Origin of the sequence: Leifsonia sp. SIMBA_070 (assembly GCF_046534635.1) — a bacterium.
GTDB lineage: Bacteria > Actinomycetota > Actinomycetes > Actinomycetales > Microbacteriaceae > Leifsonia.
Map to the genome: position 1 here is coordinate 1 of NZ_JAWRYK010000847.1, position 241 is coordinate 241.

General features: G+C 67.6%; 1 protein-coding gene. It reads right to left on the minus strand.

Annotated features, from left to right (window positions below):
* Positions 1–241 (minus strand): hypothetical protein (locus SB754_RS22615; RefSeq protein ID WP_410784512.1); only part of this gene is annotated, 241 nt, incomplete at both ends.

Consider the following 241-nt stretch of genomic DNA (forward strand, 5'->3'; position numbering starts at 1 on the left):
GGATCGCCCAGGGCAAAAGGAAGCAGGCATAGGCGAGCGTGTAGTCGGCTGGCCCGTTCATGCGCTCGCCGATCCCCGCCCCGCCGGTTGTGATCCCCCAGGCCATGTAGCCGACCCGCAGATACCAGACGCCACTGACGAAGATGAACAGCCGCATCGCCCAGCGCCGGTGCCGGTCGATCTGGCGGCGGCGGATGAAGTGCAGCGCAAACGCGGCGGCGACCAGGATCAGGATGCCGTC